18 protein-coding genes and 2 tRNA genes are annotated in these 19442 nt (G+C 70.5%); 15 read left to right on the top strand and 5 right to left on the bottom strand.

Annotated elements, in window-relative coordinates; all coding sequences use genetic code 11:
- Nucleotides 1-147: 147 nt before the first annotated feature.
- The 3 genes from AQI88_RS32145 to AQI88_RS46180 all read left to right on the top strand — a co-directional run bounded on the left by AQI88_RS32145 (nt 148) and on the right by AQI88_RS46180 (nt 1185).
- Entirely contained in the window at nt 148-516 is a 369-nt protein-coding gene (locus AQI88_RS32145) for a WhiB family transcriptional regulator (RefSeq protein ID WP_067005904.1), read from the top strand.
- Complete coding sequence (locus AQI88_RS32140) at nt 513-836, top strand: hypothetical protein (RefSeq protein WP_067005901.1); 324 nt, start codon at nt 513-515, stop codon at nt 834-836. The genes AQI88_RS32145 and AQI88_RS32140 overlap by 4 nt, the downstream gene beginning before the upstream one ends.
- A gap of 136 nt (nt 837-972) precedes the next feature.
- Nucleotides 973-1185: a hypothetical protein gene (locus tag AQI88_RS46180; RefSeq protein ID WP_159050453.1), complete on the top strand. Its 213-nt coding sequence runs from the start codon at nt 973-975 to the stop codon at nt 1183-1185.
- A gap of 137 nt (nt 1186-1322) precedes the next feature.
- On the opposite strand, the gene AQI88_RS32135 is transcribed toward AQI88_RS46180, so the two are convergent.
- A complete protein-coding gene (locus AQI88_RS32135) occupies nt 1323-2693 on the bottom strand; it encodes an ABC1 kinase family protein (protein WP_067005899.1) in 1371 nt (456 codons plus the stop codon).
- The gene (locus AQI88_RS32130; RefSeq protein WP_067005897.1) at nt 2686-3900 is read right to left on the bottom strand and encodes a TOMM precursor leader peptide-binding protein; all 1215 of its coding nucleotides are present in this window, start codon (nt 3898-3900) and stop codon (nt 2686-2688) included. Before AQI88_RS32130 ends, AQI88_RS32135 begins: the two co-directional genes overlap by 8 nt.
- A 278-nt stretch (nt 3901-4178) precedes the next feature.
- Between AQI88_RS32130 and AQI88_RS32125 the strand changes: the two genes are divergently transcribed.
- The 4 genes from AQI88_RS32125 to AQI88_RS32110 all read left to right on the top strand — a co-directional run bounded on the left by AQI88_RS32125 (nt 4179) and on the right by AQI88_RS32110 (nt 7976).
- Nucleotides 4179-4775, top strand: coding sequence for a M48 metallopeptidase family protein (locus AQI88_RS32125; RefSeq protein ID WP_079057943.1), 597 nt, complete (start codon nt 4179-4181; stop codon nt 4773-4775).
- A gap of 127 nt (nt 4776-4902) precedes the next feature.
- The gene (locus AQI88_RS32120; protein ID WP_067005892.1) at nt 4903-6510 is read left to right on the top strand and encodes a TerD family protein; all 1608 of its coding nucleotides are present in this window, start codon (nt 4903-4905) and stop codon (nt 6508-6510) included.
- 11 nt (nt 6511-6521) lie between these two features.
- Nucleotides 6522-7202: an AIM24 family protein gene (locus AQI88_RS32115; RefSeq protein WP_067005890.1), complete on the top strand. Its 681-nt coding sequence runs from the start codon at nt 6522-6524 to the stop codon at nt 7200-7202.
- 18 nt (nt 7203-7220) lie between these two features.
- Entirely contained in the window at nt 7221-7976 is a 756-nt protein-coding gene (locus tag AQI88_RS32110) for an AIM24 family protein (RefSeq protein ID WP_067005888.1), read from the top strand.
- A gap of 74 nt (nt 7977-8050) precedes the next feature.
- Here the strand turns inward: AQI88_RS32110 and AQI88_RS32105 are convergent, their stop codons facing one another.
- Nucleotides 8051-8581, bottom strand: coding sequence for an NUDIX hydrolase (locus AQI88_RS32105; RefSeq protein ID WP_067005886.1), 531 nt, complete (start codon nt 8579-8581; stop codon nt 8051-8053).
- Nucleotides 8578-10023, bottom strand: a complete 1446-nt coding sequence (locus AQI88_RS32100; protein ID WP_067005884.1) for a zinc-dependent metalloprotease — start codon at nt 10021-10023, stop codon at nt 8578-8580. The genes AQI88_RS32105 and AQI88_RS32100 overlap by 4 nt, the downstream gene beginning before the upstream one ends.
- Before the next feature lie 192 nt (nt 10024-10215).
- Here AQI88_RS32100 and AQI88_RS32095 point away from each other — a divergent pair, with 192 nt between their 5' ends.
- The 4 genes from AQI88_RS32095 (at nt 10216) to AQI88_RS32085 (ending at nt 13387) form a co-directional block, all read left to right on the top strand.
- Nucleotides 10216-11328, top strand: a complete 1113-nt coding sequence (locus AQI88_RS32095; RefSeq protein WP_067005882.1) for an SDR family oxidoreductase — start codon at nt 10216-10218, stop codon at nt 11326-11328.
- A 133-nt stretch (nt 11329-11461) separates the two neighbouring features.
- On the top strand, nt 11462-11923 hold the full coding sequence (locus AQI88_RS32090; protein ID WP_067005880.1) for a molybdenum cofactor biosynthesis protein MoaE: 462 nt from the start codon (nt 11462-11464) through the stop codon (nt 11921-11923).
- Nucleotides 11924-12063: 140 nt separating this feature from the next.
- Nucleotides 12064-12237, top strand: a complete 174-nt coding sequence (locus AQI88_RS46840) for a hypothetical protein (RefSeq protein WP_167357495.1) — start codon at nt 12064-12066, stop codon at nt 12235-12237.
- A gap of 52 nt (nt 12238-12289) precedes the next feature.
- Nucleotides 12290-13387 (top strand): YlbL family protein, encoded by a 1098-nt coding sequence (locus AQI88_RS32085; protein WP_208615961.1) that lies wholly within the window; start codon nt 12290-12292, stop codon nt 13385-13387.
- A 73-nt stretch (nt 13388-13460) separates the two neighbouring features.
- On the opposite strand, the gene AQI88_RS32080 is transcribed toward AQI88_RS32085, so the two are convergent.
- Nucleotides 13461-14003 (bottom strand): PPA1309 family protein, encoded by a 543-nt coding sequence (locus AQI88_RS32080; protein WP_067005878.1) that lies wholly within the window; start codon nt 14001-14003, stop codon nt 13461-13463.
- A gap of 164 nt (nt 14004-14167) precedes the next feature.
- Between AQI88_RS32080 and AQI88_RS32075 the strand changes: the two genes are divergently transcribed.
- The 4 genes from AQI88_RS32075 (at nt 14168) to AQI88_RS32060 (ending at nt 19347) form a co-directional block, all read left to right on the top strand.
- Complete coding sequence (locus AQI88_RS32075; RefSeq protein WP_208615967.1) at nt 14168-17062, top strand: UPF0182 family membrane protein; 2895 nt, start codon at nt 14168-14170, stop codon at nt 17060-17062.
- Nucleotides 17063-17103: 41 nt separating this feature from the next.
- Nucleotides 17104-17177, top strand: a tRNA-Met gene (locus AQI88_RS32070).
- A 206-nt stretch (nt 17178-17383) separates the two neighbouring features.
- Nucleotides 17384-19195 carry a tetratricopeptide repeat protein gene (locus AQI88_RS32065; protein ID WP_208615959.1) on the top strand — a complete coding sequence of 604 codons (1812 nt, stop codon included), beginning with the start codon at nt 17384-17386 and terminating at the stop codon, nt 19193-19195.
- 78 nt (nt 19196-19273) lie between these two features.
- Nucleotides 19274-19347: transfer RNA gene (locus tag AQI88_RS32060), tRNA-Met, on the top strand.
- Nucleotides 19348-19442 lie beyond the last annotated feature (95 nt).

Here is a 19442-nt window from a genome sequence, read left to right as displayed (position 1 = left end):
CGCGGAACCCCATCCGGGATCCGCGGCCCTTCTGTTTGCCCCCGAACGGGGACGACGGAGCGAAGGGGCCTCGGGACAAGAAAAGAACCCGGTACCACGCCGACACCCGGTCAACCGGCCGGAACGACCAGACGAGGAAGACCAACCGTGCAACTCGAAGCGCACGCCCCGTCCGTACCGCCTTCACAGACGATCCCCCCGCCCGGCCCCACGGAGGACTCCACCTTGACCCCCCTCACCGCGCTCACCGCGCTCGACGACGCCATCGAGAACCTCGGCGTAGCCGTCCCCTGCCGTTCCTACGACCCGGAGGTCTTCTTCGCCGAGTCGCCGGCGGACGTCGAGTACGCCAAGTCCCTCTGCCGCACCTGCCCGCTGATCGAGGCCTGCCTCGCCGGCGCCAAGGAACGGCGTGAGCCCTGGGGCGTCTGGGGTGGCGAGCTGTTCGTCCAGGGTGTCGTCGTCGCCCGGAAGCGGCCGCGTGGTCGCCCGCGCAAGAACCCGGTCACGGCATGAACACCGCAGGAACGATCGACCGCCCCCTCACGCACGACCCCAAGAAGCAGGCCCCGATGAAGCCGTCCATCAGCGAGCTCGCAGGCTCCGCGACCCCAGACTTCACCACCAATGGCGCGACCGGCTCGCGTCAGAACAGGACCCGAGAGATGCAACTCATCCCAGAAGCCCTGGCTCGTGCGCATATGCACGACCGGCTGCACGAGGCCGACCGGGAGCGCCGGGCCGTGTGCCTGGCGACCGCCCGGCGGATGCAGCGCCGGGCGGAACGCGCCTCGAAGCGCGCCCGCCGTGCGCTCGCCATGGCCGTCATGCAGTAACCGAGCACACCGAAGCGGTGGCCTTCCCGCCCAGGAAGGCGAAACCTTGCCCGCGGGGGCCGGTCCGTCCGAACGGACCGGCCCCCGCGGTGCGTTGTGCCGGGCGATCCGCCGACCGGAGAGTTATGGTCGACGGGTGACGAGTCCTCCCGGAGGAAGTGATCAGGGCGGCTCCACCACGGAGCCCCGCCCTCTCGTGTGCGCCCGCTGCGGCATCCGCGCCGATGGCTCCCAGCCGGCCACCTGGACCTGCTCCGTGGAGAACGGCACCCGTCAGTACTTCTGCGACGCCTGCTCCCGGCAGAATCTGCGAGCGATTGAGGGGCGGCTGGACTCGACCTGGTGGTGAGAACGCCTCTCAAGGGCCCCTCCCCCCTCCCCTCCCCCTCCCCCTCCCCACCCCGCTCCTCGCACACTTCACGGCAGCCCGAGGCTCCGTGGCAGCCCCGGACTTCAGCAGCCCCGGGCCTCACGGCAACCCCAGGATCACGCCTCCGCTGCCGGTTCCTCCTCGATCAGCTCGGCTTCGGGGACGAATCCCGGGAGCCATTCCTCCAGTTCCTCTCGCAGCCGTACCGAGGCCCCCAGCTGGCACAGCACGCCGATCGTGCTCAGCGTCACCCGGTGTATCAACAGATAGGCCGGCGGCAGGTTGAGCTGCTTGCCCAGCTGGTAGGCGGGGGAGCGGGGGTCGGCGATGCGGGCGGCCTGGCTGCGCATCCATGAGCGGGTGAAGGTGAACGCCTCGACCCGGGACGGTTCGATGATCGGCAACAGGTAGTCGAGGACCGCGTCGGGGTTGAGCTCTATGGATTCCTTGACGAATCCCTCCGTGCACAGAAGTTCGTAGACCGTGTCCGCCTCGCCGTCCAGGGTCATCCGCAGCGAGATGCCGATCGGTGACGGCAGGCCGCCCGGGAGCCGGTCGACCGTGCCGAAGTCCAGGACACCCAGGCGCCAGTCCTCCTCGCTGTCCGGGCCGCCGGGCACCAGCCGGAAGTTGCCCGGATGCGGGTCGGCGTGCAGCAGGCCGGTGCGGGCCGGACCCGAGAAGAGGAAGCGGGCCAGGAGCTGGCCGGCCCGGTCGCGCTGCTCCTGGGTGCCGTCCGTGATGATCTCCGACAGTGGGATGCCGTCGATCCACTCTGTGACCAGGACCTGCTCGTACTGGTGCACCACGGCGGGGACCACGACGTCCGGGTCGTCCGCGAACTCCTGCGCGTGTGCGTCCTGGGCCTGGGCCTCCAGTGCGTAGTCCAGCTCCTCGGAGACGCGGTCCCGCATCTCGGCGATCAGCGGCTTGATGTCCATGCCGGGAATGAGCGGCCCCAACAGCCGGGCGAATCGGCTCAGTTGGCTCAGGTCGGACAGCAGGGCCTCGCCCGCGCCCGGGTACTGCACCTTGACTGCCACCTCACGGCCGTCGTGCCATACCGCTCGGTGGACCTGTCCGATGGAGGCCGCGGCCGCCGGCTTGTCCTCGAACTCCAGGAACAGCTCCCGCCAGCCCGCACCCAGCCGCTCCTCGAGCACCGCGTGCACGGTGCGGGTCGGCATCGGCGGTGCCGCTTCCTGGAGTTTGGTCAGGGCCGCGCGGTAGGGGCCGGCGACCTCCTCCGGCAGGGCGGACTCGAAGACGGACAGGGCCTGCCCGAACTTCATGGCACCGCCCTTCAGCTCCCCGAGGACCTTGAACAGCTGCTCCGCGGTGCGCTGTTGCAGCTCCCGGCCGACGATCTCCGCGGACTCGCCCACGATCCGCTTGCCCAGCCCCCAGGTCGCCCGGCCGGCGAAGCCGAGCGGGAGCGCGGCGAGCTTGGCGGTACGGGTGACCGCCTTCCGGGGAAGATCAGACATGCGCCCTCCAAGTCCCAGTCGGCCGCGCCGCGCCTGTCTCGCGTCGTCGCTCCGTCGACGGCCGTTGCACCGCCATTGTCTCGCGCGGTTCCCCGCCGGTTGAGGAGTGCTCCCCCTTACCTTTCTCCACCGCCCCGCAGCCGCATGCCGAGTGCGGCCACACGGGCCGGGAGCGCCAGTTCAGACCGGGCAGGGACGCCTCCCAGCGTGCGCCCGCGCTGGACGGCGACTCCCCGTCCAGGAAGGCCAGGGCGTGCGCGGCGGCCAGTCCCGCGACCGCTGTGGCGAGGGCCAGGTCACAGGGGCCGACCTGGCGGGCCTTTCCGGAACGCCACTGGGCGATCAGGCGGGGCCAGGCCGGGTCCCGGTCGGTGCGGTCCTGGTGCAGACAGCCGGCGCAGGCCGTCTCGCCGGGCAGGACGAGCGGGCCGACGACGCCGGTTGCCTCCACGACCCCGGCATAGAGGTGGGGTGTTCCGGAGGCCATGAGCGGTTCGGCGGCGAAGGGATCCGGTGCGTGCACGGCGACATCGTCTCGCGCGGTGAGGATCACCAGGGAGAGGCCTGGGTCCTCCGTGTCGCCGGGGGAGGAGCGGGTGCGGCGTGGCGGGCGGTCCGGTGCGGCGCGGCGGACGGCGGCCCGTGCCGCGTCCGCCCGGCGCTCGCGGACCGACTCTGCGGGCAGTCCTCCCGGAGCCACGTCCCACGGTTCCACGCGCCCCACGTCGCGCACGTCGACCTCGCCGACACCCGCGCCGGACAGCACCGACGCCAGCACGGCCCCGACCCGCCCCGCACCCCGCACCTGGACGCGCAGGGACCGGCGGGCCGCGAGCCGGCCGAGTGCGCCGCCCGGCTCGGGGGTGGTCAGGGAGAGTGAGGCGAGGTCGGGGCGCAGCCGCTCCAGGACGTCCTTCTTCTCCCGCAGCGCGTCGGCGGCCGGTCCGCCGCCGCGGGTGTCGTCGATCAGGCCCGCGCGGGCCAGTCGCTCCACCAGCGCGTCGACATGGCCGTCCGGCAGGTCCATGTGCCTGCCCTCCTCGCGCAGCAGCGGCAGGCCGCGGGTGCCGTTGAGCAGCTCCAAGAAGCTGCCGGTCGCCGTGTCCATCGGCCCCAGTGTCATCGCGTGCGCCGGAGTCAGCCCGAACTGCACGGTGTTGAGGTCACGCCAGCCGCGTCGCAGCGCGGGCTTCACCATCGGATGCATGCCAGGCCCCCGTATCGGTCGAATTGCCCTGGAACAGCCCTTGAGTCATCGAACGTCGTCGTTGTCGGTGGAGTCGGTCGTGCTCTGCCGACGCCTGCCAGCATGCCGGTCCGTGGCGCCGGGTGGCGGAGGTTATCCACAGGCTGGGGGTATTCGTCGTATAAATCGGCCATGGCAGTAGGGCATATCGGTCGTACAAATCAAACGCATGGTGGGCATCGGTATCGAACCGTCCCGGAGCCGGGACTTCGGCCCTGCCCAGCGGGTAACGTCGGGGCGTGCCCGCCGACCCACTGCACCGCGCCGGACAGCCACAGCGCAGCACGACGAGCCAGCCGCCGAGCGGCTCAAAGGCGAGCGCGATCGAGGTCCGCAGAAGTGCCCGGCGCCGTCGGACGGTCTCTGCGTACCGCGAGGGCGATCGCACCGTCGTGCTCATCCCCGCCCGGATGTCCGAGGCGGAGGAGCAGCGCTGGGTGACCGTCATGCTCGACAAACTCGCCGCCCAGGAGAGCAAACGGGTGCTGGGCGATGCCGAGCTGACGGAGCGGGCCGAGCGGCTGTCGGCCCAGTACTTCGGCGGCCGGGCGCGCCCCGCCTCTGTGCGCTGGGTCACCAACCAGAACACCCGCTGGGGTTCGTGCACTCCGGCCGAGGGCAGCATCCGCCTCTCGCACCGGTTGCAGGGGATGCCGGAGTACGTCGTCGACTACGTCCTCTGCCATGAGCTGGCGCATCTGCTGGTGCCCGGTCACGGGCCCGATTTCTGGCGGCTGCTGGAGTCCTACCCGCGCACCGAGCGGGCCCGCGGCTACCTCGAAGGGGTGGTGGCCGCCGACCGGCTGCCGCATGTGCCCGGCGCCCGGGGTGAGTGAACGGCTGCCCTTGTGAGGTACGGGGCGCGGTTGTGTACCGGGTCTGTACCGACTGCGTCCGTTGCCGGGGTTTGCCGTTAGCCTGGCGCGACGCACTCACATTCGGGATGGGGGACGGTCGTAACGCATGGCCAGGGAATTCCAACGCGGCCACAAGGCCAGGATCAGTGACCTCACGGCGGGCACGGATCTGTACGTAGGCGTGCAGATCTCCGCCCCTGGACTGACCTTCGACATCAGCTGCTTCGGTCTGGACGCCGACGAGCGCCTTTCGGACGACCGGTACTTCATCTTCTTCAACCAGCCGAAGTCCCCCGAGGAGTCCATCCAGTTGCTGGGGGCCCAGGCGGGCGACACGGAGTCGTTCCGGGTCACGCTGGACCGGATCCCCTCCCAGATCCGCAAGCTCGCCTTCACGGCGACCATCGACGGCGCCGGGCAGATGTCGCAGATCAGCCCGGGCTACGTGCGCATCGTGGCCGGCGGTGAAGAGGTCGCCCGGTACTCCTTCAACGGTTCGGAGTTCTCCACCGAGCGGGCCGTGATGCTCGGTGACCTCTACTTCAAGGACGTGTGGCGGTTCGCGGCGGTCGGTCAGGGCTTCGACGGCGGCCTGGAGGCGCTGCTGAAGAACTTCGGCGGAGAGGTGCTTGAGGAGGAGGCGCCCGCCGCCCCGCAGCAGCCCCAGGGCGGCGCCGCTCCCGGCTTCGCCCCGCCCGCGTTCGGCGTCCCGGCGGCGCCCGCGCCCACTCCGGCTCCCGCTCCGGCTCCGGCGCCCGCCGTGCAGCCCGCAGCCCAGGGTTTCGCCCCTCCGCCCGGAGCCACCCCGCCTCCCGCGCCGAACGTGCACGCGGCCCCGACGGTCATCGCCCCCCTGGCCCCGCCCGCCGGCGGCACGGTACATCCGCCGGCCCCGGCGCCCGCGCCCTACGGCCAGCCGCCGCAGCAGCCGTCGTACGGCGGTCAGCCGGGCGCGCCGATGCCCCCGGGCTACGGCCAGCAGCCGCCGTACGGCCAGGTCCCCGGCCAGCAGGCCGCCCCCTACGGAGTGCCGCAGGGCGCCCCCCAGGGCGGGGCCGGTGTGACGGCCGCGCTCCAGGCGTTCAAGGAGACGCCCACCGGGCAGCGCTGGACGCAGCAGAACAAGAAGCTCATCCGCGTCGACCTCGGCATCGGCGGGCAGCCAGTGCTGGCCCGGCAGGGCAGCATGGTGCTCTACCAGGGCAAGGTCGACTTCAGCTACAAGGGCGCCGGGTTCGCCGGGCGGCTCGTGGGCAGCGCGACCGGCCAGGAGATGCAGCTGATGCGCTGCACCGGCAACGGCCAGGTGTTCCTCGCCGAGAACTCCACACACCTGCACCCCGTCGAACTGCAGGGCGACGCGATCTGCGTCTCCGCGGAGAACGTCCTCGCCTTCGACGAGAGCCTCCAGTACGAGGTCCGCCGTATCGAGGGGCACGGGATCCCTGGTGGCGCGCTGTTCACCATGCAGTTCCAGGGCACCGGCACGATCGTCGTCAAGACGCACGGCACGCCCGTCGTGCTGCCCGTGACGCCCACGACCTTCGCCGACTGCAACGCGGTGGTCGCCTGGTCGGCCGCCTCCCAAGTGATCGTCTCCAGCCAGGTCCGGATGCGCCGCAACGCCTACCCGGGCGACACCGGGGAGAGCGTCAACCTCCAGTTCCGGGGCGCGCCCGGGAACTTCATCGTCGTCCAGCCCTACGAGGTCTGAGGGAGCCCGTCATGAACCAGCCGCTCGCGGGCTACGCCCCCGCACCCGTCACCGCCCGCATGGAGAACCACGGCAGCCACATGCTGAAGGTCGCCATGCAGACCGGAAACGACCTCCTCGCGCGCGTGGGGTCGATGGTCGCCTACGAAGGCTTCATCCAGTACGAGCCCAACCCGCCGGCCGTCCGCCAGATCGCCCGCGACTGGATCACCGGCGAGGGCGCCCCGCTGATGAAGTGCTCCGGCGACGGCCTGCTCTACCTCGCCGACTACGGCGCGAACGTCGTCGTGATCAACCTCAACGGCGACGGCATCTCCGTCAACGCCACCAACCTGCTCGCCTTCGACGCCCACCTGCAGTGGGGCGTCGAGCGCGTCAAGGGGCTCGCCAAGTTTGCCGGGCAGGGCCTGTGGAACACGAAGATCTCCGGGCAGGGCTGGGTCGCGCTGACCTCCCGGGGCAAGCCCATCGTCGTCGACTGCGGAGGCGGCGAGGACGAGACGTACGTCGACCCCGACGCGCTCGTCGCCTGGTCCCCGAACCTGAAGGTGAAGGGCAAGCGCAGCTTCAAGGCGCAGTCGCTGATCGGCCGGGGCAGCGGCGAGGCCTACCAGATGGCCTTCTCCGGCCAGGGCATCGTCGTCGTCCAGCCCAGCGAGGACAGCACCGACCGCCTCCGGATCCGGGGCTGAGGGGGAGCCAGAAACACCATGCAGAGCCCGCTTTTCGCGCACAACGACCTCCAGACGCAGGAGCGCTGGAGCCTGCAGAACGCGCAGATGCTTCGCGTCACTCTGGAGGGCCACGACGACATCCTCGCCCGCAAGGGCACCATGGTCGCCTACCAGGGCTTGGTCGAGTTCGACGCCGAATACCGCAGCAACAACCAGGCACGCGCGCGTGCGCACACCGGCGAGGGCCTGGACCTGATGCGCTGCCACGGGCAGGGCACGGTCTATCTCGCCAACCTCGCCCAGCACGTGCACGTCATGGACGTCGAGCAGGACGGGCTGACGGTCGACAGCAGCTACGTCCTCGCGATGGACTCCTCGCTGCACCACGAGGTCATCGCCGTCGACAGCCTCTACGGCATCTCCGGGTCCGGGAAGTACCAGCTCAATATCACCGGGCGCGGCAAGGTGGCCCTGATGACCTCGGGCGCGCCGCTGCTGATGCAGGTCACGCCCGACAAGTACGTCAACTGTGACGCGGACGCGATCGTCGCCTGGTCCACCGGGCTGCGTGTGCAGATGCAGGCCCAGACGCACTCCTCGGGGGTGTGGCGGCGCCGTGGCAACACCGGCGAGGGCTGGGAGCTGAGCTTCATGGGCTCGGGCTTCGCGCTCGTCCAGCCGAGTGAGCTGTTGCCGCCGCAGAACGCCCAGATCGGGCAGGGCCTGGCCGCGCAGTTCGGCATGGGTCAGCACGGGGCACGCGCCCAGAACCAGGGCAACGTCTGGAGCTGACCGCCGGGTCTGCGTCCGGAAAACGAACGTAAGGGGCGGCTGCCTGAGCAGCCGCCCCTTACGCGTGCCGTCCCTTACCCGTTTCGGAGCCTGGCGCGCGTGGCGTCCAGCAGCCGCACGACCGAGTCGTCGGCCACGCCCGCCACCTCGTCGTAGGCGAACCAGCGCAGATCGAGCGACTCGTCGCTGATCTCCTGCACCGCGCCGGACGGTGCCAGGACCGCGTACTGGACGTCGTAGTGCCAGTGGCACGGCGGCGGGATCGGATGCCGGTCCAGGCGCACCGGGCCGCCGGGCAGCAGGGTCAGACCGCCGATCCCGGACTCCTCGGTCGCCTCCCGCAGGGCCGCCGCCTCCAGGGAGGCGTCGTGCGGCTCGCAGTGGCCGCCCATCTGCAGCCACATCCGCAGCTTCTTGTGGAGTGTCAGCAGCACGCGGCCGCGCTCGGGGTCGATCACCAGGGCGCTCGCCGTCACATGTCCGGCGTGGCAGGCCTTCCACATGCCGTCCGGGTGGGCCGCCAGGTGGTCCAGGTAGGCCTGACCCAGCTCGGGCTGGTCCTCGTGCCCCTTCAGGACGAGGACCGCGTCGTCGTACAGGCTCACTCGGTGTCGTCGCCCCCGGTCTCGCCCTTGTCCTTCTTCTTCAGGTCGGGCTTGTCCCGGGAGCCGTCCGCCGCCTCGCCGAGCATCTTGTCCAGCTCGGAGAAGTCCAGCTGCTCGCGGTGTACGAAGCCGTCCGGGTCGTCCAGGTCGGTGGCCGTCGGCAGCATGTCCGGGTGGGCCCACAGGGCGTCCCGGCCGTCGACCCCGCGCGCGTCCGTGAGCGAGGCCCACAGGCGGGAGGCGTCGCGCAGCCGGCGCGGGCGCAGCTCCAGGCCGATCAGCGTGGCGAACGTCTGCTCCGCCGGGCCGCCGGTGGCGCGGCGGCGGCGCAGGGTCTCGCGCAGGGCGTCGGCGGACGACAGACGCGGCTTCGCGGCCGCGTGGACCACCGCGTCCACCCAGCCCTCGACGAGTGCCAGAGCGGTCTCCAGACGGGCCAGGGCCGCCTTCTGCTCGGGCGTGTCCTCCGGCTGAAACATGCCCTGCTGGAGGGCGTCCTGCAACTGCTCCGGGTTCTGCGGGTCGAACTGGCCGACCACGTCCTCCAGCTTGGCCGTGTCGACCTTGATCCCGCGCGCGTACCCGTCGACCGCGCCGAACAGATGCGAGCGCAGCCACGGCACGTGCGCGAACAGCCGCTGGTGGGCGGCCTCGCGCAGGGCCAGGTAGAGCCGGACCTCCTCCTTCGGCACGCCGAGGTCCTTGCCGAACGCCTCCACGTTGGCCGGGAGCAGCGCGGCCTTGCCGACCGGGCCCAGCGGCAGGCCGATGTCGGTCGAGCCGACGACCTCGCCCGCGAGCACGCCGACGGCCTGCCCGATCTGCGTGCCGAACATGGCGCCGCCCATCGAGCGCATCATGCCGATCAGCGGGCCCGCCATGGCCTGCATCTCCTCCGGCAGGACGTCGCCCATGGCCGCGCCCACCCGCTCGGCGACCGGGTCGACCAGCTCCTGCCACGCGGGCAGGGTCGCCTCGACCCACTCCGCGCGGGACCAGGCCACCGACGAGGCCGCGCCCGACGGCAGCGACGTCGCGTCGTCCAGCCACAGGTCGGCCAGGCGGACGGCCTCCTCGACCGCGGAGCGCTCGGCGGTGCCGACGCTCGCGTCCTTGGTGCCGTCAGGGGTGCCCTGGGCGACCGTCTGGCGGGCGATCTGCTTGGCCATGTCCCAGTTCACCGGGCCGCCCTCGTAGGAGAGCATCTGGCCCAGCTGCTGGAACGCGGCGCCCAGGTCGGTGGGGTTCAGGGAACCGAACATCGCTGCGAGCGGATTGTCGGCGCCCGGGCTGCCGAAGCCACCGGCTCCGGGCAGGCCGCCGAAACCGAACGGGTTGGCCGGTCCCTGCCCACCACCGCTCTGCTGGTCCTTCTTCTTGCCCTCGTCGCCGTCTTCCGGCTCCTCCGGCGGAAGGCCGAATCCGAATGGGGTGTCACTCACGGGATTCCTCGGCTGGTAAGGCCACCGGATTCGCTCCGGTGGCGCGGCTGCCCGACATCACCACCCAGCGTAGACACCCGAACCCGATCGGGCCTCAGTGCTTCGCCGACGCAAGGGCTGCGGCAGGATGGATGCACCTGGTACGTACGCGTCACTCGCGCTCGTACTGAAGACAACCGCTGGAGACGCCCGGTGAGTTCCCCAGATCCGCAGGTTCGCGCAGCGCGAAACCTTTCCACCCCTCCCGCCGTGCGCGGGCCCGTCGTCGCGGTCACCGGCGCCGCCACCGGGGTCGGTGCCCTGCTCACCGAGCGGCTCGCCGCCTGCGAGGAGATCAAGCAGGTCGTCGCCATCGACGAGCGGCGCGGGGAGTGCGCGGATGCGCAGTGGCACATCCTCGACGTGCGCGACCCGGCGATCGCGGACAAGCTGCGGGGCGCGGACGTGGTGGTGCATCTGGCCCTCGACCTGGACCTCGGCAGCGACGCCGCCGCGCGCACCGCTTACAACGTCCGGGGGACGCAGACCGTGCTGACCGCCGCGGCGGCGGCCGGGGTGCACCGGGTCGTGCTGTGCACGTCGGCGATGGTCTACGGGGCGCTGCCGGACAACGAGCTGCCCCTGTCGGAGGACGCGGAGCTGCGGGCCACGGCCGAGGCCACCGGGGTCGGGGATCTGCTGGAGATCGAGCGGCTGGCGCGGCGCGCTCCGCGGGCGCATCCGGGGCTGAACGTCACCGTGGTGCGGCCGGCCGTGCTGGTCGGCGGTACGGACACCGCGCTGACCAGGTACTTCGAGTCGCCTCGGCTGCTGGTGGTCGCCGGGTCGCGGCCGGCCTGGCAGTTCTGTCACGTCGAGGACCTGTGCAGTGCTCTGGAGTACGCCGTCCTGGAGAAGGTCGACGGGGAGCTGGCCGTGGGCTGTGACGGCTGGCTGGAGCAGGAGGAGGTCGAGGAGCTGAGCGGGATCCGGCGGATGGAGCTGCCCTCGGCGGTCGCGCTGGGCGCCGCTGCTCGGCTCCACCGGATCGGCCTCACTCCGTCGCCGGCGGGTGATCTGGCCTACACGATGTATCCCTGGGTGGTCAGCGGGAGCCGGCTGCATGACGCCGGGTGGCGGCCGGGGTGGACCAACGAGGAGGTGCTGGCCGAGCTGCTGGAGGAGGTCTCCGGGCGGCACACGGTTGCCGGGCGTCGGCTGGGACGGAAGGACGCGACGGCGGCCGGAGCGGCGGGGGCGACGGTGGCGCTGCTGGGCGCTGCCGCTGTCGTACGGCGGGCTCGGAAGGCCCGGCGGCGGCTGTGAGGCAAGGGCCCGCCCCCTGGACGCCTGGCTCGGCCGGTCGAAAAGTGACTGTAGGAGACTCCAAACCTCCCCGCGTGTGTGCCTGGTGAAAGTTGTATTCCGGGATGTCGGAGGTGTGCGGCACCATGGGGGCATGGCACCCACGAACGATCACCCCGGTGAGCAGGCGGCGCAGGATCCCATCAAGCTGATCGGTATCCGGGAGAGCGCGCTGTCCGTGGACGAGGTGTTCCAAGCCGTCGGGGACGACGCCGCCGGTGGTGTCGCGCTGTTCGTGGGGACCGTGCGGAACCATGACTCAGGTGCCGACGTCGATGCGCTCGGGTACTCCTGTCATCCCAGCGCCGAGGCCGAGATGCGGCGGATCGCCGAGAAGGTCGTCGCCGAGTATCCGGTGCGGGCGCTGGCCGCCGTCCACCGCGTGGGCGACCTCAGGGTCGGCGACCTCGCTGTCGTCGTCGGCGTGTCGTGTCCCCACCGCGGCGAGGCCTTCGAGGCGTGCCGCAAGCTCATCGACGACCTGAAGCACGAAGTGCCCATCTGGAAGCACCAGAAGTTCTCGGACGGGACCGAGGAGTGGGTCGGCGCCTGCTGACATCAGTCGTACCTTCGTTCACCTTCGGCCTATCACCCCCTCCGGTTGCGTAACCGCCCCCCTGGCGTGAGCGTTGTCAGTGCGGATGGTTAATCTGCTGATCAGTCAGTTGCGGACACTCATGGGGTTGGGAGGTCGGCATGGCGGTGCTTGCCTGGTTGCTGATACCGCTGATCGCCGCGGTCGGTGCTGGTCTGTGGGGCAGCTGGGCCAACCGGACACGCAAGGCGCGCAGCGACGGTCCCGAACTGGACGGGTACGCGCGGTTCCGCGAGGCCATGGAGAAGTCCCACCCGGGTGCGCGCGGCGCCTGAGGACGGGGTGCCCTGACGGTGCGCTGACAGAGGCGTCCCGTACTGTCGTGGCATGCCACGCCGCACCGCGACGATGCTCGCCTCCACCCTGATGCTGATCGCGCTCCTGTGCGCGGGAGTGCTCATCCCCGTGCCGTACTCGGAGATGTCCCCGGGGCCGACCGTGAACACACTGGGGGAGCACGAGGGCGAGCCGGTGCTGCAGATCTCGGGGCACAAGACCTACCCGGCGGACGGGCATCTGAACATGACGACCGTCCGCGTCACCAGCGCCGACTTCCGGATGAACCTGGTCGAGGCCGTCTACGGCTGGCTGGCGCACGACAGCAAGATCGTGCCCCACGACACCCTCTACCCGGACGGCAAGACGGAGGAGCAGTCCACCCAGGAGAACGCCGAGGAGTTCAGCCAGTCCCAGGAGAGCGCCAAGGTCGCCGCCCTGAAGGAGCTGGGCGTCCCGGTGAAGTCCTGGGTGATCGTCTCCACCGTCGTCAAGAACTCCCCGGCCGAGGGCAGGCTGCACGCCGGCGATGTGATCAAGGCCGTGGACGGTGCGGCGGTCAAGCAGCCGTCCGATGTCGCCAAGCTCGTCACCAAGCACAAGCCGGGGCAGGACGTCGTCTTCACCGTCGTCCCCGCCAAGGAGCAGGCCGCCGCCGAGAAGGAGCACAAGACGGCGACCAAGACGCAGAACGTCACCCTCACGACCAAGACCTCCGACGACACCGCCGCCAAGCGGGCCATCGTCGGGATCTCCGCCGGGACCGATCACACCTTCCCGTTCAGCATCGACATCAAGCTCGCCGACGTCGGCGGCCCCAGCGCCGGTCTGATGTTCGCGCTCGGCATCTACGACAAGCTCACCCCGGGGAACCTCACCGGCGGCAAGTTCGTCGCCGGAACCGGCACCATCGACGACAACGGCACGGTCGGGCCGATCGGCGGCATCGAGATGAAGACCGTCGGCGCGCGCAGCAAGGGTGCCCAGTACTTCCTGACGCCCGCAGACAACTGCGCGGCCGCCGCCAAGGACACCCCGAGCGGGCTCACCCTGGTCAAGGTCAAGACCATCGGCGACGCCCTCGGTGCCCTCAAGGACATCCGCAGCGGAGACACCGCCGATCTGCCGAAGTGCACCACCAAGGGCTGACCGGCAGGCCCCGGTACGCGGCTGGGGGCGCCCCTCGAAGCCGGGGGCGCCCCCATCGCCGTACAGCGGACGGTCAGTCCTCGAACGTCGCCTTCAGGGCCTCCGCCAGACCCGGTACCAGGTCAGGGCCGGTCAGGACCTCCGTCGGGGAGTCCTTCTCGCGCAGGCGCAGCGCCGACTCGCGGCTGCCGTCACGCAGGACCGCGACCGTCATACGGACCTCCTGGCGCTCGGGGTGGTCCGCCACCCACTTGGCCAGCTTGGCCTCGCTCAGGCCCTGCGGGACCTGCGCCTCGGCCGACGGGGGCAGCATCATGCGCTCCACCGTGAGCGCGCAGCCGACCACCGCATCGGGCCAGGCGATGGTGCCGAGGAACTCGTCGAGCGGCTTGCCCGTCGGGACCTCGTCCTGCTCGATCGGGGTGAGACCGGTGGTCTCGGGCTCGTCCTCCAGGCCGAGCTGGGCGGCGAGCGAGGGTTCCTGAGCCCGCAGCCGTGCGGTGTCTACGAGGGCGAAGAGGCGAGCGGGCTGGTCCCAGCCGAGGCCGGAGGCGTACTCGTCGATCTCGAGTACGGCCCGGGTGAGCGGGCTCGCCGCCATGGGAGTGTTGGACATGGTCACAATCCTGCCTCGTTCCCGGCCGGAATCGGGAACCGAGTAAACCGTCAGTAAGTTGCATAGGTGTGGGCCCGCGATCACGGGGGGCCACGGCGGGCCCGCGAACACGAGGGCCTGACGGATCGACAGCGAACTTCGAGGGGCGCACCTTGGCTTTCCAGATGCCGGACCGCGGCGGAGGCCCGACGGGGCCGCGGATCAGAGCGGGCCGCCCGTCCCGGCGCGCCCGGACCTTCCTCATGACCCTGGGCGTCCTCGCCGTCCTCGGTATGGCGTTCACCATGTTCGCGGGCTTCTGGACGGACTGGCTGTGGTACCGGTCGGTGCACTACTCGTCCGTGTTCACCACCACCCTGTCGACCAAGATCGGGCTGTTCTTCGTCTTCGGCCTGCTGATGGCTCTCGCCGTGGGCTTCAACATCTGGCTCGCGCACCGGCTGCGGCCCCCGCTGAGCGCCATGTCCATGGAGCAGCAGAGCCTGGACCGCTACCGGATGGGCATCGCGCCGTACAAGACGTGGCTGCTGCTCGCCGTCACCTCCCTCGTCGGCCTGATCGCGGGTGCCTCGGCGTCCAGCCAGTGGCGCACCTGGCTGATGTGGGTCAACGGCGTGCCCTTCCACCAGAAGGACCCGCAGTTCCACCTCGACGTCTCCTTCTACGCCTTCGACCTGCCCTGGTACCGGTTCCTGCTGGGCTTCGGCTTCGCCACCGCGATCCTGTGCCTGATCGCCGCCGCGCTCACCCACTACCTGTACGGCGGGCTGCGTGTCACCAGCCCGGGTGCGCGCGCCACCGCCGCCGCGACCGGGCACCTGTCCGTGCTCCTCGGGATCTTCGTCGCGCTGAAGGCGGTCGCCTACTGGCTCGACCGGTACGGCCTCGCCGTCAAGTCCAGCGACTTCAAGGCGACCGGCAACTGGACCGGCCTGCGTTACGTCGACGCCAACGCCTATCTGCCGGCCAAGACGATCCTGTTCTGCATCGCCGTCATCTGCGCGCTGCTGTTCTTCGCCACCCTGTGGCGGCGCACCTGGCAGCTGCCCGTCATCGGCTTCGGCCTGATGGTGCTGTCCGCGATCCTGATCGGCGGCCTGTACCCGGCCATCGTGCAGAAGTTCCAGGTGCAGCCCAACGAGCAGGCCAAGGAAGCCCCGTACGTCCAGAAGAACCTCAAGGCGACCCGCGAGGCGTACGGCATCGACGACACCAAGGTCACCGAGTACGCGGGCAAGTCCGCCACCGCGGACAAGACCAAGCTGCGCGACCAGGTCGACGACACGGCCAGCATCCGCATCCTGGACCCGAACGTCGTCTCGCCGACGTTCCAGCAGCTCCAGCAGATCCGGAACTACTACGGGTTCCCGACCAACCTCGACGTCGACCGGTACGCCAAGGACGGCAAGGACCAGGACACCGTCCTCGGTCTGCGCGAGCTGAACCTGGACGGCATCCCGAAGAACAACTGGATCAACGACCACTTCCGCTACACGCACGGCTTCGGCGTGGTCGCCGCCAAGGGCACCGAGGCCGACGAGGGCCACCCGGTCTTCACCGAGAAGAACCTGCCGTCCAAGGGCGACCTGGGCACGTACGAGCAGCGGATCTACTACGGAGAGAAGACCAGCACGTACTCGATCGTCGGCGGTCCCCAGAAGGAGATCGACTACTCCGACGACCAGGGCGAGAAGACCACCAGCTACACGGGCAAGAGCGGGGTCAACCTCGACAACCCGATCAACCGGGCCGCATACGCGGTGGCGTTCAACGAGCCGCAGATCCTCTACTCCGGCGCGATCGGCAAGGGCTCACGGATCCTGTACAACCGCACGCCCAAGGAGCGCGTCGAGGCGGTCGCCCCCTGGCTGACCATCGACGGCGACGCCTACCCGGCGGTGGTGGACGGCCACATCCAGTGGATCGTCGACGCGTACACGACGACGAACGGCTACCCGTACGCCTCCCGTACGACCCTCGGCGACACGACGGCCGACTCGCTGAACGCCACCAACAACTCGCGCACCGTGGTGGCCCAGCAGAACCAGGTCAACTACATCCGCAACTCGGTGAAGGCGACCGTCGACGCGTACACCGGCGAGGTCAAGCTCTATCAGTGGGACACCAAGGACCCGGTGCTGAAGACCTGGATGAAGGCCTTCCCCGGCACGGTCAAGTCCCGCAGCGCCATCTCTCCGTCCCTGCTGGCCCATCTGCGCTACCCGCAGGACCTGTTCAAGGTCCAGCGCGAGCTGCTCACCCGCTACCACGTGACGGACGCGCAGACCTTCCTCAGCGGCAGCGAGGTGTGGCAGGTCCCGGACGACCCGACCAACGACTCCGGCAGTGCGGTACCGCCGTACTACCTGAGCATGAAGATGCCGGACCAGAGTGCGCAGGCGTTCTCGCTGACGACGACGTTCACGCCGAACGGGCGGGACAACCTGAGCGCCTTCATGGCGGTCGACTCCGATCCGCGCGCGAGCGACTACGGCAAGATCAGAGTCCTGAAACTGCCGACGAGCACCACGGTCGACGGACCCAAGCAGGTCCAGAGCCAGTTCAACTCCCAGGCTGACATCGCCGAGACCATCAGTCTCCTGAGCAGAGGCCATTCCAAGGTCGAGTACGGCAACCTGCTGACCGTGCCGCTGGACGGAGGCCTGCTGTATGCGGAGCCCGTCTACGTCCGCGGCGGTGAACTCAAGTACCCCTTGCTGCGCAAGGTGTTGGTCACCTACGAGGGCAAGACCGCCTTCGAGGACACCCTGGACGAGGCGCTCAACAAGGTGTTCGGGGTGAAGGCCACCACCCCGCCGGACACCGGCACCGCCCAACCGCCCAGCTCCGGCAATCCGACGGTCAAGCAGGCACTGGAAGACGCGCAGAAGGCCTTCGCCGCCGGACAGCAGGCCCTGAAGGAGGGGCCGGACTGGGACGCGTACGCCAAGGCGCAGAAGGACCTGCAGGACGCGCTGAAGCGGGCCGAGGATGCACAGTCCAAGGCCGACGAGACAGGCAGTACGGCCCACAGGACAGGCAATACGAAGAAGAGTTGATCAAGGCCGCCCCGCGCCGTGGTACTGTTACCAGGCAACGGCGCGGGGTGGAGCAGCTCGGTAGCTCGCTGGGCTCATAACCCAGAGGTCGCAGGTTCAAATCCTGTCCCCGCTACTGAAGTCGAAGGCCCGGATCCTGACAGGGATCCGGGCCTTCGTGATGTGCGAACTCATGTGCAGACAGGAGGGACGGCCACGCCGCCGTGGGGAGTTGGGCGAACTGTGTTTGACTTATCTCTCTGTGGGCATGTCGACAAAACGCTGAAGTGACCTCACGGGCTGCGGTATACCGGGTGTACCCAGGTTGTAGGTGGTGCGACGATGGACGTTATGGGGGACAAGGCAACTCTGTTCGAGACAGGGCGATTTGTGCAGCCTTCGGTCGAGGAGCCGACGCGGGACGAGATGGGCGACATGGGGGAAGCCGCCGACGAGGTACGCCTCGCGCTCGCCGCGCAGAACGGCGACACCGAGGCCACCAGCGTCCTCGGAGCCCTGCTGCTGCGCCGCGGCGACCTCGACGGAGCCGAACCCCATCTGCGGGCCGCCACCGCGGCCGGAGACCGGGCCGCCGCCAACAACCTGGGCGTCCTCCTCCACCAGCGCGGCTACGCCGATGAGGCCGCCGGCTGGTGGCGGATCGCCGCCGTCGCCGGCTCGGCCGCCGCCGCGCACGCGCTGGGCCGGCACCACCGCGAGCGCGGGGACGAACCCGCCGCCGAGTACTGGCTGCGCCAGTCCGCCGAGCAGGGCCATGCGCTGGGCGCCTACGCGCTCGCCGACCTGCTGGAGCACCGCGGGGATGCCGGCGCAGAGCACTGGATGCGGGCCGCCGCCGAACGCGGACACCGCGAGGCCGCCTACCGGCTGGCGCGCGCGCTCGACCGCAGGGCGCCGCGCGAGGACGAGGCCGGGGCTGACAACGCTGTCGAGGAGATCGAGCAGTGGTACCGGCAGGCCGCCGCGCGCGGCCACCGGCGCGCCGCGCTGCACCTCGGGGCGATCCTGGAGAAGCGCGGGGACCTGAAGGAGGCCGGCCGCTGGTACCTGACCTCCGCCAAGGACGGCGAGCCACGCGCCGCCTGCGCGCTCGGATTCCTGCTGCGGGACGCCGGGGACACCGACAGCGCGTCCGTGTGGTGGCTTCGGGCCGCGCAGGACGGCGACGGCAACGCGGCCAACGCGCTGGGCGCGCTGCACGCCGAGCGCGGGGAGACGCAGACCGCCGAGCGCTGGTACCGGGCGGCACTGGACGCCGGGGACGACAACGGGGCCTACAACCTCGGGCTGCTCTGCGCCGAGCAGGGCCGGACCGCGCAGGCCGAGCAGTGGTACCGGCGCGCCGCGTACGCCGGGCACCGGGAGGCGGCGAACGCGCTGGCCATCCTGCTGCTCCAGGGCGGCGACACGACCGGGGCCGAGCCGTGGTTCTCCAAGGCGGCCGAGGCCGGGAGCGTGGACGCGGCATTCAACCTCGGGATCCTGCACGCCGGGCGCGGCGAGGAGCCGGTCGCTCTGCGGTGGTACGAGCGGGCGGCCGCCGCCGGGCACACCGAGGCCGCGCTCCAGGTCGGCATGGCCCGGCTGCGTGAGGGGGACGAGCAGGAGGCCGAACGGCACCTGCGGTGCGCCGCGGGCGGCGGGAGCGCGGAGGCCGCGTACCGGCTGGCCGCCGTGCTGGACGCGCGCAGGCCGCCGGAGCCCGCGCACGAGCTGGGCGAGATCGTGCACGAGAAGACCGAGTGCGAGGAGTGGTACGAGCGGGCCGCCACCCAAGGACACCGGCGCGCACAGGTCCGGGTGGGCATGCTCGCGGCGGCCCGGGGTGACGTGGTCGAGGCGGCGCGGTGGTACCGGGCGGCGGCCGAGGCCGGGTCGCGCAACGGAGCGTTCAATCTGGGGCTGCTGCTCGCCCGGGAGGGGAGCGAGCCGGAGGCGGCCGTGTGGTGGACGCGCGCCGCTGACGCGGGGCATGGGCGGGCGGCTCTTCGGCTGGCCCTCGTCTACGCGCGTCGCGGAGAGCTGGCGGAGGGGCAGAAGTGGGCGGACCGGGCGGTGGCGCTCGGGCCCGCCGAGGTCGCCGAGCGGGCGGGGCGGTTGCGGGATGCGTTGCGGGAAGAACTGTCGGCGTGAGGCAAAGTGACCCCGGCCACCTCGTCCCCCATGGATTTGCTTCCGTGGGCTTCCCTCGCGTAATGTCGTGTTCACCGACGCGGGGTGGAGCAGCTCGGTAGCTCGCTGGGCTCATAACCCAGAGGTCGCAGGTTCAAATCCTGTCCCCGCTACTGAAGGCCGAGGGCCGGAATCCAGAGATGGATTCCGGCCCTCGGCGTGTTTGTGGCAGGTGCAAGTTTGCGGCAGGTGCGAGGACGAAAAAAAA

Source organism: Streptomyces cellostaticus (genome assembly GCF_001513965.1).
Classification (GTDB): Bacteria; Actinomycetota; Actinomycetes; order Streptomycetales; family Streptomycetaceae; genus Streptomyces; species Streptomyces cellostaticus.
Note: the sequence above shows the minus strand (reverse complement) of the source record. Positions and strands in the feature narration are given on the sequence as shown.